Raw genomic sequence first — 14,373 nt, forward strand, 5'->3', positions numbered from 1 at the left:
GGCTTGCAGCGGCGGATATGCGGCAAAGCGCCACAGCTCTGAAATGGCACACCAACCTGTGGCGAGGGGATTTATCCCCGCTGGACTGCACAGCAGGCCCTAAGATGTTCACCGGTGAAATTTGGGGGCCGCTTCGCGCCCCAGCGGGGATAAATCCCCTCGCCACAAAAGCGCCACTTTGCTGCGATCTGTATAGAAGTTGTAACTGTGCGAACCGCACCATAAACGCTAGAGTCTTATCGTTCACGCAGGCCCGGAACCTACCCCTGCGCATCATCCCAAGGAGCTTTCATGCACACGTTCAGTCGCCCCGCCGCCCTGCTCGCCCTCAGCCTCGGCACCGTTGCCAGCCTGCCGGCCGTGGCCGCCGATGAGCTTCATTACAACCAGATTTCCCTGCGCGCCGAAGCCAGCCAGGAAGTGGCCCGCGACCTGATGATCGTCACCCTCTACACCGAGGAACAGAACACCGACCCGGCCAAACTCGCGGCCACCGTCAGCACCACACTGAACAAAGCCATTGGCCAGGCCAAGCAGGTCAAGGACATCAACCTGCGCCAAGGCAGCCGCAACAGCTACCCGGTCTACGATAACAAGGGCCAGAAGATCACCGGCTGGCGCGAACGCGCCGAGCTGCGCCTGGAAAGCGCCGACTTCGCCGCCCTGTCCAAACTCACCGGTGAATTGCTCACCGACATGAAAATGGCCGGCATGGACTTCGCCACCGCCACCGCCACCCGCCAGACCAGCGAAGACGCCCTGCTCAAGGACGCCGTCAACGCCTTCAAGGCCCGCGCCCAACTCGCCACCGAAGCCTTGGGCGGCAAGGGTTACAAGATCGTCAACCTGAACTTCAACACCAACGGTTATCCACAACCGTACATGCGCCCGCAGATGATGATGAAAGCGGCGTCCATGGATGCCGAGTCGGTCACGCCGGAAGTGGAAGCAGGCACCAGCAAAGTGACGATGACGGCGGATGGGGTTGTTGAGGTGTTGATGCAATAAGTTGGGCGTGGTTCAGCCAGTTCGTTTGCTGGCTGAACCACCGAAAACCTGTAGCGAGGGAGCTTGTTCCCACTGGACTGGTCCGATGCTTAGAGCGCAGCAGCCCCAAGCCTGACACCTGGGTGCATGAAACGGAGAATACCGTCTATAGAGTGACTTTACGGAGCAACCTTGAGCAACGGCGCGGCTGCCTGAGCGAGGCGGGTAAGCAGAAGAATATCGTCGGTATCTCGCTTACCATCCCCATCCAGGTCAATTTTTATACCGACCTCGTTATAGATCCCATTCTTCAACAAAGATGAAACAAAGGTCGCGAAATAGCACCTTTCGTCGCAGTAGAATTCGAGCCTGACTTCAGGACAATCACCATCGTCCAGGTTTCTGAATGTGATGCGAATTTCTTCGGCCGTCATGGTCATACGCCATCCATCAAGCTTATCGGAGTCGCACGTGAAGCAAGCACAACGCAGACCGCGAAACTACTTCAACATAGCCGTCGCGGCCTGAGCGAGTTTGAGGATCAATTTCTTGTCGCGGGCATCGAAATCGCCATCTCCGTCGACGTCGCCTTTGACCTCGACCTTGTCATACGTTCCGTTGCCTCTTGACGATGTCAGATACGTCGCAAATTTGAGCTGTTTTCTGGCGTAAAACTCAACCACCAGCTCTTTTTTACCGTCGCCCTCAAAATCTTCGAATGACATGCGAATTTCTTTAGCAGCCATGATTACACCTCTTCCAATGAATTCAGTAATAACGGCATCGCTACAGAAGAGGAGCGCGCCTGGATCCAACGTACCTCCAGGCGCACAGCGTCGCTACTGTCAGATCTGTCAGGTGTATGCCTATACAGAGGTTCTCAAGGTGCTGGGCTGGCCGGCGCTTCAAGCTGATCCAACGCCTTGTCCACCAGCAACTGACACAACTCCACCAACTGATGAATCCCCAGCGCCACGCTGCGCCGCGTACCCTCCACTTCAAACGCCAGGTCCTCGGCCATGGCTTTGATCGAGGCCAGGGTTTCGCAGGTGCTGGTCAGCAACGCATCGGCGTCGGCTTTGGCGGTGACGGAGAACAGGCTGTCGATGCGCTGATCGGTGCTAGGTTCTGAAGGTTTGGGGTTGAGGTAATGATTGAGGGCGCGCTCGGCGGCGGCGCGGTCTTTCAGCAGGTCTTCGATGCCGTCGAATTCTGCCAGGGGATTTGTCCTGTTGAAGGTGGGTCGGGGACTGACTTATCCATTTTAGTTGTACCTATTTAGTGATGTGAGCCATCACTCACCGTTTCTCACTCGGTTAAGTGGGTGGCAGCTGTGTGCAGGGGTGAGAAATCCGAGAATAGGTACTCGGCCAGACCGAGGCCTGCCCGCACACAGCCGCCATAAACGCATCTACTACAGGCAGCGGATAAGCTGGCGGCAATTATGCAGGTACAGAGGCTGGATGCCTATTATTCGGGTTTCTCACGCCCGGTCGCTGAATGGCAGCGACAGGAAAAGGTTAGAGAGCCCACTTCCGAGCGGCAACCCTAAAAGCATGTCGGATATTTCGTTGCGTAACGTGGAACGTTCCTACTCTCCTGAAGGACGCATGCTGCCTTATGGCTTACCCGTTTCCCGTGGCGAGGGGCTTGATTCCCTGGAACCCCAAGGCGCCACTCAAAGGAGCCAAAGGTTGCGCCAGGCGCCACCCTCAATCCATGAGCGATGCCGGTGCAGCGATTTGGGTCGGAGCCGCCCCTAACGGTGCCACGCAGGAATAAACAGAAAACGCGCCGGATCTCAAACTCAGCCCATTCAGCCCTACCCCCTCTATGACGCAGGTTTGAAGAGGTAACACCCGCCCTCTCCCAGCGCATCCTAGCCACCTAGCGCACCATGAAAGGGCGCTACCTGCCCCCAAAAAACGCGCGCAAACGATCAAATGCGTCAAAAGTTACAAAGATGCGACATTAAGGTACGTTCGTGCCACTGTTTCAGAGTTGAAACCGCTCTAGATCTTGCATTGGGTATGGGGCCTGCATAAGTATCCGCAGGACGACTCACGAGGTCGCCCTCAAATCCAAAAATGACAACAAATCATGAGGCCAACATGCTTAAACACGCGGTCATTCCGTTTTTAGTCGGTGCAGGCTTGTTAGCCAGCGCTCCTTTCGCTTCCGCCGCGACTAACCTGGTGTTCTGCTCCGAAGGCAGCCCGGCCGGTTTCGACCCCGGTCAGTACACCACCGGAACCGACTTCGATGCCTCTGCAGAAACCATGTTCAACCGCCTGACCCAGTTTGAGCGCGGCGGCACCGCCGTGATTCCTGGCCTGGCCACCAAGTGGGACATCTCCGAAGACGGCCTCACCTATACGTTCCACCTGCGTGAAGGCGTCAAGTTCCACACCACCCCGTATTTCAAGCCGACCCGTGAATTCAATGCCGACGACGTGCTGTTCACGTTCAATCGCATGATCAACAAGGACGACCCGTTCCGTAAGGCGTACCCAACCGAATTCCCGTACTTCACCGACATGGGGATGGACACCAACATCACCAAGATCGATAAAGTCGACGACCACACCGTCAAGTTCACCCTCAAAGATGTCGACGCCGCGTTCATCCAGAACATGGCCATGAGCTTCGCCTCGATCCAGTCCGCCGAATATGGCGCCCAACTGCTCAAGGAAGGCAAGGCCCCGGACATCAACCAGAAGCCGGTCGGCACCGGCCCGTTCGTGTTCAAGAGCTACCAGAAAGATTCCAACATCCGCTACACCGGCAACAAGGAATACTGGAAGCCTGAAGACGTGAAGATCGACAACCTGATCTTCGCCATCACCACCGACCCGTCGGTGCGTATCCAGAAGTTGAAGAAGAACGAGTGCCAGATCACTCTCTTCCCACGCCCGGCCGACCTCCAGGCCCTGAAGGACGACAAAGCGCTGAAGATGCCTGATCAGGCGGGTTTCAACCTGGGCTATGTAGCTTACAACGTGATGGACAAAGTCAAAGGCGACGACAAGCCCAACCCACTGGCTGACCTGCGAGTTCGTCAAGCCTTGGACATGGCCGTGAACAAGCAACAAATCATCGACTCTGTGTACCAAGGAGCGGGCCAGCTGGCGGTCAACGCCATGCCACCGACCCAGTGGTCCTACGACACCACCATCAAAGATGCCAAATACGACCCAGAGAAAGCCAAGGCGCTGCTCAAGGAAGCCGGCGTCAAGGAAGGCACAGAGATCGTTCTGTGGGCCATGCCGGTTCAGCGTCCGTACAACCCGAACGCCAAACTGATGGCGGAAATGCTGCAGAATGACTGGTCCAAGATCGGCCTGAAGGTCAAGATCACCAGCTACGAATGGGGCGAATACATCAAGCGTTCCAAAGGTGGCGAGAACCAGGCCATGATCATTGGCTGGAGCGGTGACAACGGTGACCCGGACAACTGGCTCAACGTGCTGTTCGGCTGCGACTCGCTGCAAGGCAACAACTTTTCCAAATGGTGTGACAAGAAGTTCGACGGCCTCGTGAAAGAAGCCAAGCGCACCACCGACCAGGCCAAGCGCACCGACCTCTACAAACAGGCACAACACGTCCTCAAGGATGCTGTGCCGATGACACCTATCGCTCACTCGACGGTGTATCAACCCATGCGCGCCAACGTGCAGGACTTCAAGATCAGCCCATTTGGCTTGAACTCCTTCTACGGCGTCAGCGTCAGCAAATAACGATAGGCAACGGCGGCGCTTTCAACGTCGCCGTTGTGCTATCCGCCAAGACCCAAGGAAACCGCCTGCCTTTGGAAGCACCGCACACAGCGGTAGCCGAGAGGGCATCGCCTTTTCCCACATGTCTTTCAGGCGTTACGCATTTACCGCCTCGCCCACGACTCATACCGTCGGGCTACCGGTTTGCTAATGCTGTGGCATCGCTGTTTTACGCAATGGAATGAGCCCAGTGCCCCGGACCTGTCCCCGAAGAAGGACGCCGGTTCGCTGACAAACACCCCGAACGAAAGAGGGAGCGTCATGCGCCATACCTTGGTTTTATCCGCATTGCTGGGCACCGGCCTGCTGGCCGCCACATCCGCAGCCCAGGCCGCCGGCGGCAGCCTGGTGTTCTGTTCCGAAGGCAGCCCCGCCGGTTTCGACACCGCGCAATACACCACCGCCACTGATAACGACGCCGCCGAGCCGCTGTACAACCGCCTGGCCGAGTTTGAAAAAGGCGCGACCAATGTCGTCCCGGGCCTGGCAACAAGCTGGGACATTTCCGAAGACGGCTTGAAGTACACCTTCCACCTGCGCGAAGGGGTGAAGTTTCATACCACCGATTACTTCAAGCCGACCCGGGATTTCAACGCCGACGACGTGCTGTTCACCTTCAACCGCATGCTTGACCCGCGGCATCCGTTCCGCAAGGCCTACCCCACTGAGTTCCCGTACTTCAACGGCATGAGCCTGAACAAGAACATCGCCAAGGTAGAAAAGACCGGGCCGCTGACGGTAGTCATGACGCTGAACAGCGTCGACGCCGCGTTCATCCAGAACATCGCTATGAGCTTCGCCTCGATCCTGTCGGCTGAATATGCCGACCAGTTGCTCAAGGGCGGCAAGCCGAGCGATATCAACCAAAAGCCGATCGGCACCGGGCCGTTCGAGTTCAAGAGCTACCAGAAAGACTCCAACATTCGCTACGTCGCCAACGACAAGTACTGGGCACCGGAGCGGGTGAAGCTGAAAAACCTGATCTTCTCCATCAACACCGATGCGTCGGTGCGGGTGCAGAAACTCAAGGCCAACGAATGCCAGGTCACGCTGCATCCGCGTCCTGCCGACGTGCCCGCCTTGAAGAACGATCCCAAGCTGCAGTTGATCGAGAAGCCCGGCTTCAACCTCGGCTACATCGCTTATAACACTCGCCACAAACCCTTCGACCAGGTCGAAGTGCGCCGTGCGCTGGACATGGCGGTGAACAAGCAAGGGATTCTCAACGCGGTGTACCAGGGCGCGGGGCAACTGGCGCAGAACGCCATGCCACCGACCCAATGGTCCTACGACGAGACCATCAAGGACACGCCTTACAACCCGGAAAAAGCCAAAGAGCTGCTCAAGGCCGCCGGAGTCAAGGAAGGCACCGAAATCACCCTCTGGGCCATGCCCGTGCAACGCCCATACAACCCCAACGCCAAGCTGATGGCCGAGATGCTCCAGGCCGACTGGGCGAAGATCGGCCTGAAAGTGAAGATCGTCAGCTATGAATGGGGCGAGTACATCAAGCGCACCAAGAACGGCGAGCACGACATCAGCCTGATCGGCTGGACCGGCGACAACGGTGACCCGGACAACTGGCTGGGCACGCTATACAGCTGTGACGCCATCGGTGGCAACAACTACTCCATGTGGTGTGACCAGGATTACGACAAGCTGATCAAGCAGGCCAAGATCGTCACCGACCGCGAAAAGCGCACCGTGCTCTACAAACAGGCCCAGCAGTTGCTCAAGCAGCAAGTGCCGATCACCCCTGTTGCCCACTCGACGGTCAACCAGCCGCTGAGCGCCAAAGTCGAAGGGTTCAAAGTCAGCCCCTTCGGTCGCAACGTCTTCTCGGGCGTCAGCCTGAACCCATAACCGTATCGCCGCACAGCGAGGGCTTCTCTGGAAGCCCTCACGCAGACGTCTTGCCGTAATTCGCCGATCCGGCGCCAGGCAAACGTTTGCACGCTGCAAATGAGCTGTAAACCAAATAGCCGTATCACCAAAAAAGAACGGCATAAAAAAGAAAGAAAAAGGAGCGTTACCGATGAAACTGAGCAGCACCGCGATACTGGCCTTGGCCATCAGCAGCATCACCGCGACGGCCTATGCAGAGTCCCAGAGCCAGGCGGTTACGCCGGTGACGGTCAAGACCAGCAGCGCTCAATCCGAAGCCAAGGGCTTTATTGAAGGGCAAAAGCTTGAGGGCAGTACCCGTAACTGGTACTCCAACGAACAACTCAAGCGTGGCGCAAAATTCTCGTATCAGAAGAACGGCGCCCTGGCTCCAACTGATCGCCGCATCAACTGGATGCAAGGCACCATCATCAAGTACAACTCGGGCTTCACCGAGGGCACTGTTGGCTTCAGTACCGAAGTGGCTGCCTACAACGCTATCGCGCTGGAGCGCGACCGCAAGAATCTGGCATCGGCCAATGGTGGCGCTCCAGAGCCAGGACGAAGCGGCCGCGGAAACAACCGTACCCTGACTGAGAGTGGCGGCGATGCTGTCGACCAGTGGAGCAAGCTGGGCCTGGCCAACGTCAAGGCCCGTGTCTCGAACACTACCCTGACTGCAGGTCGCCAGAATTTCAGCAGCCCGATGGTCGATGTGATCGGCAACCGTGCCCTGCCTTCGAGCTTCGAAGGTGTGAGCCTGCACAGCGAAGAGCTGGAGAACCTGTCTTTCGATATCGGCACCTTCGATCGCAACTCGCCTCGTACCGAACAGAGCCAGCGCAAGTTCCGCTCCGAATACGGTAACTCCTCGGCTGAAGCCGACCATGTAAATACCGCCGGTATCACTTACCAGCCGCTCGCCAGCCTGACCACCAGCCTGTGGGGCACCCAGGCCGAAGACCTGTGGAACCAGTACTACTTCGGCGCCAGCCACGTGCTTGGCGACAGCTCGGTACTGAGCCTGACCACTGGCCTGAACTACTATAAGACCGTCGATTCGGGTTCTGCCCTGCTGGGCGATATCGACAACGATACCTACTCGCTGTCGTTCGGCCTGACTCACCAGGCTCATACCGTGACCTTCTCGTACCAGGAAATCAATGGCGACGAGTACTTCGACTACCTGCACGAAACCAACGGCATCTACCTGGCCAACTCCCTGCTGTCGGACTTCAACGGCCCGAACGAGAAATCCTTCCAGATCGCCTATGGCCTGAACATGGCCGAGTACGGCGTGCCCGGCCTGAAGTTCAACGTCTACCAAGCCCGCGGCTGGGGTATCGATGGGACTCACTACACCGGTAACAAAGGCGTAGTTGGCAAGGGTTACGACGGCGTCCAGGCCATGGACGGTGAACATCACTACGAGTACGGCATCGGTGCTTCCTACGCCGTGCAGAGCGGTCCGTTGAAGGCCACCGCAATTCGTGCGACCTACACCGCTCACCGCGCCAGCGAGAACCAGGCCGACGGCAGCATCAACGAATTCCGTCTGGTCACCACCATCCCGTTCAACATTCTCTAAACTGCCACCGGGCGGTCGACTCACAAGGTCGCCCGCCCGGTCTTTTGCCAATTACCCGATTGCAGAGGATTGACGATGAACATGAACCCCCTACGCGCCGCCATCGCCGCCGCGCTGCTGAGTGTCGCCGTTGGCGCCACGGCCAAACCCCTTGTGGTTTGCACAGAAGCCAGTCCGGAAGGCTTCGACATGGTCCAGTACACGACTGCAGTCACCGCCGATGCCGTGGCGGAAACCATTTTCAATCGCCTGGCTGATTTCAAGCCCGGCACCACCGAAGTGATTCCGGCCTTGGCCGAGTCCTGGGACATCAGCGACGATGGCCTGACGTACACCTTCCACCTGCGCAAGGGCGTCAAGTTCCACACCACCGATTACTTCAAGCCGACCCGCGACATGAACGCCGACGACGTGGTCTGGAGCTTTCAGCGCCAGCTGGACCCGAATCATCCGTGGCATAAACTGTCGAGCGTGGGCTTCCCGTACTTTGAAAGCATGGGCTTCAAGGAACTGCTTAAAAACGTCGAGAAAGTCGACGAGCACACGGTCAAGTTCACCTTGACCCGTCGCGAAGCGCCGTTCCTGGCCGACATCGCCATGGCGTTCTCTTCGATCTACCCGGCCGAATACGCCGACCAGTTGCTCAAGGCCAACAAGGCCGGCGACCTCAACAGCAAGCCGATCGGCACCGGCCCATTCGTGTTCCAGCGCTACAGCAAGGATGCCCAGGTTCGCTTCAAGGCCAACCCGGACTACTTCCGTGGCAAGCCACCGGCCGATGCGCTGGTATTGGCCATCGCCACCGACAACAACGTGCGCATGCAGAAACTCAAGACCAACGAATGTCAGATCGCGCTGTACCCAAAACCCGATGACATCCCCAGCATCAAGAAAGACCCGAACCTGAAGGTCACCGAGCTGGACGCGATGACCGTTTCCTACACCGCGCTGAACACCAGCAAGAAGTACATGAGCGACGTGCGTGTACGCAAGGCCATCGACCTGGCCTTCGACAAGGAAGCCTACGTCAACGCCCTGTTCGGCAAGGGCAACGCCACCGTGGCGGTCAATCCGTACCCGCCGACACTGCTGGGCTTCAATCACGAACTGAAGAACCCGACCCGCGACCTCGACAAGGCCCGCCAGTTGCTCAAGGAAGCCGGCGTGCCGGAAGGCACCGTGTTTACCTTGTTCACCCGCAACGGCGGCGGCCCGACCAACCCCAACCCGATGCTCGGCGCGCAAATGATGCAGGCTGACCTGGCGAAAGTCGGGATCAAGGTCGACATCCGCGTGATGGAGTGGGGCGAAATGCTCAAGCGCGCGAAAAACGGCGAGCACGACATGGTGTCCGCCGGATGGGCGGGCGACAACGGCGACCCGGATAACTTCCTGACGCCTATGCTCAGTTGCGAAGCCGCCAAGAACGGCGAAAACTACGCGCGCTGGTGCAACGAAAAATTCCAGGCGCTGCTCGACCAGGCACGCGCCACAGTGAACCCCGAGGAGCGCGCCAGGCTCTATGAACAGGCCCAGGTGATCTTCAACCAGGACCAGCCATGGATCAGCATGGCCCACACCCGCATGTTCACGGCAATGCGCAAGAACGTAGAGGGCTACGTGATTAGCCCGCTCACCACCAACAACTTCGCCACCACCCAGGTGAAGTAGATAAGAAAACGCCCTTCGACGCTTGACCCCAAGCCTCGAAGGGCACGCCTAACCGGCTGATGAGGTACACCTGAAGATGTTTAGTTTTATTGCCCGCCGACTGGGATTATTGATCCCCACGTTCTTCGGCATCACCTTGCTGACCTTCGCGTTGATTCGCATGATCCCCGGCGACCCCGTGGAAGTGATGATGGGCGAACGTCGGGTCGATCCCGAAATGCATGCACAGGCAATGGAACGCCTTGGCCTCAACAAACCGCTGTATGTCCAATACCTGGACTACATCGGCAAACTGGCCCAGGGCGATCTCGGCGAATCGCTGCGTACCCGTGAAAGCGTATGGACCGAGTTCAGCTCCCTGTTCCCCGCGACCCTGGAACTGTCCATGGCCGCCCTGTTGTTTGCCGGTATCCTGGGCCTGCTGGCTGGGGTGATCGCGGCACTCAAGCGAGGATCCCTGTTCGACCATGGGGTGATGGGCGTCTCCCTCGCGGGATACTCGATGCCGATCTTCTGGTGGGGCCTGATCCTGATCATGTTCTTCTCGGTGTCCCTTGGCTGGACGCCGGTGTCGGGGCGGATCGACCTGCTCTACGACATCGAGCCGAAAACCGGCTTCATGCTGATCGACACGCTGCTGGCCGACGAGCCGGGCGCGTTCCTCGATGCGCTGCATCACCTGATCCTGCCGGCGATCGTGCTGGGCACCATTCCGCTGGCGGTGATCGCCCGCATGACCCGCTCTTCGATGCTCGAAGTGCTGCGCGAAGACTACATCCGCACCGCCAAGGCCAAGGGCCTGTCGCCGTCGCGCGTGGTGTTCGTGCATGGCCTGCGCAACGCGCTGATCCCGGTGCTGACCGTGGTCGGCCTGCAAGTCGGCACGCTGCTGGCCGGTGCGGTCCTGACCGAAACGATCTTCTCCTGGCCGGGCATCGGCAAGTGGTTGATCGAAGCCATCGGCGCCCGGGACTATCCCGTGGTGCAGAACGGCATCCTGTTAATCGCCTGCCTGGTGATTCTGGTCAACTTCGTCGTGGACATCCTCTACGGCTTTGCCAACCCACGTATCCGTCACCAGCGCTGAGATCAAGACCATGAGTACTCCAACTACCGCGGTAGCAGTCGATCAAAGCCTGCTGTACCCGTCCCCTTACAAAGAATTCTGGCAAGCGTTTTCCCGCAACAAGGGCGCCGTCGCCGGGCTGATGTTCATGATCCTGATCGTGTTCTGCGCGATCTTCGCTCCGTGGGTCGCGCCTCATGACCCGAGCGAGCAATACCGTGACTTCCTGCTGACGCCACCGGCCTGGCTGGAAGGTGGGCAGATGCAATTCCTGCTGGGCACCGACGAACTGGGCCGCGACCTGCTGTCGCGCCTGATCCAGGGCTCGCGCCTGTCGCTGCTGATCGGCTTGTCGTCGGTGGTGATGTCGTTGATCCCGGGCATCCTGCTGGGGCTGTTCGCCGGATTCTTCCCGCGCATCCTCGGCCCGACCATCATGCGTCTGATGGACATCATGCTCGCCCTGCCGTCCTTGCTGCTGGCCGTGGCGATCGTCGCCATCCTCGGCCCAGGCCTGATCAACACCGTGATCGCCATCGCCATCGTCTCGCTGCCATCCTACGTGCGCCTGACCCGCGCCGCCGTGATGGGCGAACTGAACCGCGACTACGTGACCGCCGCCCGCCTGGCCGGTGCCGGCCTGCCGCGCCTGATGTTCATCACCGTGCTGCCCAACTGCATGGCACCGCTGATCGTCCAGGCGACGCTGAGCTTTTCCTCGGCGATCCTCGACGCCGCCGCCCTGGGCTTCCTCGGCCTCGGCGTGCAGCCGCCAACCCCTGAATGGGGCACCATGCTGGCCTCGGCCCGCGACTACATCGAACGCGCCTGGTGGGTCGTGAGCCTGCCTGGCTTGACCATTTTGCTCAGCGTGCTGGCAATCAACCTGATGGGCGACGGGCTGCGCGATGCGCTGGACCCGAAACTCAAGAATGCCGCCTGAGGAGATTCCCATGTCACTGCTAGAAATCAAGAATCTCAACGTCCGCTTCGGCGACGCCACCGCCGTGCCGGTGGTCGACGGCCTGGACCTGAGCGTGGACAAAGGCGAAGTCCTGGCGATCGTCGGCGAATCGGGTTCGGGTAAATCCGTGACCATGATGGCGCTGATGGGCCTGATCGAGCACCCCGGCATCGTCACCGCCGACGCGCTGAACTTCGACGGCAAGAACATGCTCAAGCTGAGCAACCGCCAGCGTCGGCAGATCGTCGGCAAGGACCTGGCGATGGTGTTCCAGGACCCGATGACCGCGCTCAATCCCAGCTACACCGTCGGTTTCCAGATCGAAGAAGTGCTGCGCCTGCACCTGAAGATGTCCGGCAAAGCCGCCCGCAAGCGCGCCATCGAACTGCTGGAAAAAGTCGAAATTCCCGGCGCCGCCAGCCGCATGGACGCGTACCCGCACCAACTGTCCGGCGGCATGAGCCAGCGCGTGGCGATTGCCATGGCGATTGCTGGCGAGCCGAAGTTGTTGATTGCCGATGAACCGACCACCGCCCTGGACGTGACCATCCAGGCGCAGATCATGGACCTGCTGCTGGCCCTGCAAAAAGAGCAGAACATGGGCCTGGTGCTGATCACCCACGACCTCGCCGTCGTGGCTGAAACCGCCCAGCGCGTGTGCGTGATGTACGCCGGCCAGGCCGTGGAAGTGGGCAAGGTGCCTCAGTTGTTCGACATTCCCGCCCACCCGTACAGCGAAGCGCTGCTGGCAGCGATTCCGGAGCACAGCATGGGCGCCGAGCGCCTGGCGACCTTGCCGGGTATCGTTCCCGGTCGCTATGACCGTCCGCAAGGCTGCCTGCTGTCGCCGCGCTGCCCGTATGTGCGCGACAACTGTCGCCAGGAGCGCCCTGCCCTCGATCCGAAAACCAACAGCCTCGCCCGCTGCTTCTACCCGTTGAACCAGGAGGTGGCGTGATGGCCGTCGTACTTACCGCCCGTGACCTGACCCGTCATTACGAAGTGTCCCGTGGCATGTTCAAGGGCCATGCGACTGTGCGCGCCCTCAACGGGGTGTCGTTCGAACTGGAGGCCGGCAAGACCCTGGCCGTGGTGGGCGAATCCGGTTGCGGCAAATCCACCCTCGCCCGGGCCCTGACGCTGATCGAAGAGCCGTCCGCGGGCTCCTTGAAAATCGCCGGTCAGGAAGTGGCCGGCGCCAACAAGGCCGAACGCAAGCAACTGCGTAAAGACGTGCAGATGGTGTTCCAGAGCCCGTATGCGTCCCTCAACCCGCGGCAGAAAATCGGTGATCAACTGGCCGAGCCGTTGCTGATCAACACCAACCTGTCGGCCACCGAGCGGCGTGAGAAAGTCCAGGCGATGATGAAGCAGGTGGGCTTGCGTCCCGAGCATTACCAGCGCTACCCGCACATGTTCTCCGGCGGCCAGCGCCAGCGCATCGCCCTGGCCCGCGCCATGATGCTGCAACCCAAGGTGCTGGTGGCGGACGAACCGACCTCGGCGCTGGACGTATCGATCCAGGCCCAGGTGCTGAACCTGTTCATGGACCTGCAACAGGAATTCAACACCGCCTACGTGTTCATTTCCCACAACCTGGCGGTGGTCCAGCACGTCGCTGACGACGTGATGGTAATGTACCTCGGCCGCCCAGTGGAAATGGGCCCCAACGAGTCGATCTACAGCCGCCCGCTGCACCCATACACCCAGGCGCTGCTGTCGGCCACCCCGACCATCCACCCGGACCCGAACAAGCCGAAGATCAAAATCGTCGGCGAACTGCCCAACCCGTTGAACCCGCCGTCCGGCTGCGCTTTCCACAAGCGCTGCCCGTACGCGACCGAGCGCTGCAAGACCGAAGAGCCGGCGTTGCGGCCGTTGGATAACCGGTTGGTGGCGTGTCACTACGCCGAGCGGTTTCTCGACGGTGCTGCATAAACGCAGAAGGTAGATAAAGCTCTTGTGGCGAGGGAGCTTGCTCCCGCTGGGCCGCGCAGCGGCCCCTCTTTCTTGGGCCTGCTGCGCAGGCCAGCGGGAGCAAGCTCCCTCGCCACAGGGGTAAATCTTCGCCATGGCAGTGCAGCTGGCAATAAAAAACCCCTCCAGCCCCGACTGACTCTCAGTTGGGGCTGAAGGGGTTTTCTTTAGGTCAGAAATCTACGTCTGGCTATCGCCCTCTGCATCTTCATCGCTATCCGGCGTATCGATTGGCGAACCATCATCATCCTCGCCATCGTCCGGATCGCCTGCGTCCGCATCGGTCGCGGCCAGCATCATCTCGCCTTGCACCACCGAACCGCTCGAGGCGTGTTTCTCATGCTCATCGCATTCGGCCCACGCAGCCGTTGAGCCGAGGGAAAGCACCACCAAAACTTTCAGCAAAAACATCATGCGCAGCAGCTTATTCATAGCCCAATTCCTTCTTTATCCGGATACA

13 protein-coding genes are annotated in these 14,373 nt (G+C 59.5%); 9 read left to right on the forward strand and 4 right to left on the reverse strand.

What is annotated here, in order from left to right:
- The first annotated feature begins 291 nt into the window (after positions 1 to 291).
- On the forward strand, positions 292 to 1,008 hold the full coding sequence (locus tag ACLK1G_RS11505; RefSeq protein WP_420765539.1) for an SIMPL domain-containing protein: 717 nt from the start codon (positions 292 to 294) through the stop codon (positions 1,006 to 1,008).
- Between the two features lie 158 nt (positions 1,009 to 1,166).
- On the opposite strand, the gene ACLK1G_RS11510 is transcribed toward ACLK1G_RS11505, so the two are convergent.
- The 3 genes from ACLK1G_RS11510 to ACLK1G_RS11520 form a co-directional block, all read right to left on the reverse strand.
- The gene (locus ACLK1G_RS11510; protein WP_420765540.1) at positions 1,167 to 1,427 is read right to left on the reverse strand and encodes a hypothetical protein; all 261 of its coding nucleotides are present in this window, start codon (positions 1,425 to 1,427) and stop codon (positions 1,167 to 1,169) included.
- 60 nt (positions 1,428 to 1,487) lie between these two features.
- Positions 1,488 to 1,733, reverse strand: a complete 246-nt coding sequence (locus ACLK1G_RS11515) for a hypothetical protein (protein ID WP_420765541.1) — start codon at positions 1,731 to 1,733, stop codon at positions 1,488 to 1,490.
- A gap of 134 nt (positions 1,734 to 1,867) precedes the next feature.
- Positions 1,868 to 2,050: a DUF6124 family protein gene (locus ACLK1G_RS11520; RefSeq protein ID WP_420765542.1), complete on the reverse strand. Its 183-nt coding sequence runs from the start codon at positions 2,048 to 2,050 to the stop codon at positions 1,868 to 1,870.
- 1,048 nt (positions 2,051 to 3,098) lie between these two features.
- Between ACLK1G_RS11520 and ACLK1G_RS11525 the strand changes: the two genes are divergently transcribed.
- The 8 genes from ACLK1G_RS11525 (at position 3,099) to ACLK1G_RS11560 (ending at position 13,874) form a co-directional block, all read left to right on the forward strand.
- Positions 3,099 to 4,724: an ABC transporter substrate-binding protein gene (locus ACLK1G_RS11525; protein ID WP_420765543.1), complete on the forward strand. Its 1,626-nt coding sequence runs from the start codon at positions 3,099 to 3,101 to the stop codon at positions 4,722 to 4,724.
- 300 nt (positions 4,725 to 5,024) lie between these two features.
- On the forward strand, positions 5,025 to 6,626 hold the full coding sequence (locus ACLK1G_RS11530; protein ID WP_420765544.1) for an ABC transporter substrate-binding protein: 1,602 nt from the start codon (positions 5,025 to 5,027) through the stop codon (positions 6,624 to 6,626).
- Positions 6,627 to 6,798: 172 nt separating this feature from the next.
- Positions 6,799 to 8,235 (forward strand): OprD family porin, encoded by a 1,437-nt coding sequence (locus ACLK1G_RS11535; RefSeq protein WP_420765545.1) that lies wholly within the window; start codon positions 6,799 to 6,801, stop codon positions 8,233 to 8,235.
- A gap of 75 nt (positions 8,236 to 8,310) precedes the next feature.
- Positions 8,311 to 9,906: an ABC transporter substrate-binding protein gene (locus ACLK1G_RS11540; protein ID WP_420765546.1), complete on the forward strand. Its 1,596-nt coding sequence runs from the start codon at positions 8,311 to 8,313 to the stop codon at positions 9,904 to 9,906.
- A 76-nt stretch (positions 9,907 to 9,982) separates the two neighbouring features.
- Positions 9,983 to 10,993, forward strand: a complete 1,011-nt coding sequence (locus ACLK1G_RS11545) for an ABC transporter permease subunit (protein WP_420765547.1) — start codon at positions 9,983 to 9,985, stop codon at positions 10,991 to 10,993.
- Between the two features lie 10 nt (positions 10,994 to 11,003).
- Entirely contained in the window at positions 11,004 to 11,915 is a 912-nt protein-coding gene (locus tag ACLK1G_RS11550) for an ABC transporter permease subunit (protein WP_186706009.1), read from the forward strand.
- A 10-nt stretch (positions 11,916 to 11,925) separates the two neighbouring features.
- Complete coding sequence (locus tag ACLK1G_RS11555) at positions 11,926 to 12,894, forward strand: ABC transporter ATP-binding protein (RefSeq protein WP_420765548.1); 969 nt, start codon at positions 11,926 to 11,928, stop codon at positions 12,892 to 12,894.
- On the forward strand, positions 12,894 to 13,874 hold the full coding sequence (locus ACLK1G_RS11560; RefSeq protein ID WP_030139820.1) for a peptide ABC transporter ATP-binding protein: 981 nt from the start codon (positions 12,894 to 12,896) through the stop codon (positions 13,872 to 13,874). The genes ACLK1G_RS11555 and ACLK1G_RS11560 overlap by 1 nt, the downstream gene beginning before the upstream one ends.
- A 219-nt stretch (positions 13,875 to 14,093) precedes the next feature.
- Here the strand turns inward: ACLK1G_RS11560 and ACLK1G_RS11565 are convergent, their stop codons facing one another.
- Positions 14,094 to 14,345: a hypothetical protein gene (locus ACLK1G_RS11565; protein ID WP_420765549.1), complete on the reverse strand. Its 252-nt coding sequence runs from the start codon at positions 14,343 to 14,345 to the stop codon at positions 14,094 to 14,096.
- Positions 14,346 to 14,373 lie beyond the last annotated feature (28 nt).

It is taken from the genome of Pseudomonas algeriensis (assembly GCF_048847255.1).
Lineage (GTDB): Bacteria > Pseudomonadota > Gammaproteobacteria > Pseudomonadales > Pseudomonadaceae > Aquipseudomonas.

What these genes read in the sequence shown, in the direction of transcription:
- ACLK1G_RS11515 (WP_420765541.1), bottom strand. Translation starts at nt 1,733, where the DNA reads ATGGCTGCTAAAGAAATTCGCATGTCATTCGAAGATTTTGAGGGCGAC.
- ACLK1G_RS11540 (WP_420765546.1), top strand. Translation starts at nt 8,311, where the DNA reads ATGAACATGAACCCCCTACGCGCCGCCATCGCCGCCGCGCTGCTGAGT.
- ACLK1G_RS11525 (WP_420765543.1), top strand. Translation starts at nt 3,099, where the DNA reads ATGCTTAAACACGCGGTCATTCCGTTTTTAGTCGGTGCAGGCTTGTTA.
- ACLK1G_RS11560 (WP_030139820.1), top strand. Translation starts at nt 12,894, where the DNA reads ATGGCCGTCGTACTTACCGCCCGTGACCTGACCCGTCATTACGAAGTG.
- ACLK1G_RS11555 (WP_420765548.1), top strand. Translation starts at nt 11,926, where the DNA reads ATGTCACTGCTAGAAATCAAGAATCTCAACGTCCGCTTCGGCGACGCC.
- ACLK1G_RS11535 (WP_420765545.1), top strand. Translation starts at nt 6,799, where the DNA reads ATGAAACTGAGCAGCACCGCGATACTGGCCTTGGCCATCAGCAGCATC.
- ACLK1G_RS11565 (WP_420765549.1), bottom strand. Translation starts at nt 14,345, where the DNA reads ATGAATAAGCTGCTGCGCATGATGTTTTTGCTGAAAGTTTTGGTGGTG.
- ACLK1G_RS11530 (WP_420765544.1), top strand. Translation starts at nt 5,025, where the DNA reads ATGCGCCATACCTTGGTTTTATCCGCATTGCTGGGCACCGGCCTGCTG.
- ACLK1G_RS11505 (WP_420765539.1), top strand. Translation starts at nt 292, where the DNA reads ATGCACACGTTCAGTCGCCCCGCCGCCCTGCTCGCCCTCAGCCTCGGC.
- ACLK1G_RS11545 (WP_420765547.1), top strand. Translation starts at nt 9,983, where the DNA reads ATGTTTAGTTTTATTGCCCGCCGACTGGGATTATTGATCCCCACGTTC.
- ACLK1G_RS11550 (WP_186706009.1), top strand. Translation starts at nt 11,004, where the DNA reads ATGAGTACTCCAACTACCGCGGTAGCAGTCGATCAAAGCCTGCTGTAC.
- ACLK1G_RS11510 (WP_420765540.1), bottom strand. Translation starts at nt 1,427, where the DNA reads ATGACCATGACGGCCGAAGAAATTCGCATCACATTCAGAAACCTGGAC.